At 55.7% G+C, this 1133-nt stretch carries 1 protein-coding gene; it reads right to left on the bottom strand.

Annotation, left to right across the window (positions count from 1 at the left end; all coding sequences use genetic code 11):
• The coding region (locus JWR98_RS28700) for a hypothetical protein (RefSeq protein ID WP_205491846.1) at nt 1-1070 on the bottom strand (1070 nt) is incomplete at its 3' end.
• Nucleotides 1071-1133: the final 63 nt, after the last annotated feature.

The raw sequence follows: 1133 nt of genomic DNA, 5'->3' as shown, positions 1-1133 counted from the left end.
TTATTGCTTTCGCCGGTGAAGGCAACCTTCAGATCGGCAGTCGAAGTCTCGTTCGTCAGTCGCAGTGAAGCGACCAGCAACAGTACCTTCTTCGCGTCATTTTCAGTCAGGCGTGTTGGCTTCAACGGTGAGTCACGTGGAATGTCGTTCACCAGCGTCACGGCTGGCTGAGCATCAGCGTGCGAAGTCGCGTTGTCGGCATCAGTAACGGTCAGGTCGATTTTCGGCAGTTGATTGCCTGCGTTGACCCAATCGGCGCCTTTCTGCGTCAGCACAACATCGGTGCCCGAGATGGCGTAGTAACCGTCTTTATTGCTTTCGCCGGTGAAGGCAACCTTCAGATCGGCAGTCGAAGTCTCTTCGTCAGTCGCAGTGAAGCGACCAGCAACAGTACCTTCTTTCGCGTCATTTTCAGTCAGCGTGTTGGCTTCAACGGTGATCACTGGAATGTCGTTCACCAGCGTCACGGCTGGCTGAGCATCAGCGTGCGAAGTCGCGTTGTCGGCATCAGTAACGGTCAGGTCGATTTTCGGCAGTTGATTGCCTGCGTTGACCCAACCGGCGCCTTTCTGCGTCAGCACCACGTCGGTGCCCGAGATGGCGTAGTAACCGTCTTTATTGCTTTCGCCGGTGAAGGCAACCTTCAGATCGGCAGTCGAAGTCTCTTCGTCAGTCGCGGTGAAGCGGCCAGCAACAGTGCCTTCTTTGGCATCGTTTTCAGTCAGCGTGTTGGCTTCAACGGTGATGACCGGAATGTCGTTCACCAACGTCACGGCTGGCTGAGCATCAGCGTGCGAAGTAGCGTTATCGGCGTCGGTGACAGTCAGGTCGATCTTCGGCAGTTGATTGCCTGCGTTGACCCAATCAGCACCCTTCTGCGTCAGCACAACATCGGTGCCCGAGATGGCGTAGTAACCGTCTTTATTGCTTTCGCCGGTGAAGGCAACCTTCAGATCGGCAGTCGAAGTCTCTTCGTCAGTCGCGGTGAAGCGGCCAGCAACAGTGCCTTCTTTGGCATCGTTTTCAGTCAGCGTGTTGGCTTCAACGGTGATGACCGGAATGTCGTTCACCAACTGTCACGGCTGCTGAGCATCAGCGTGCGAAGTAGCGTTATCGGCGTCGGTGACAGTCAG

The sequence above is a fragment of the Pseudomonas lactucae genome (genome assembly GCF_016937615.1).
Classification (GTDB): domain Bacteria; phylum Pseudomonadota; class Gammaproteobacteria; order Pseudomonadales; family Pseudomonadaceae; genus Aquipseudomonas; species Aquipseudomonas lactucae.
The sequence above is the reverse complement of the archived record's forward strand: the minus strand, read 5'-3'. Positions and strand labels throughout refer to the sequence as shown.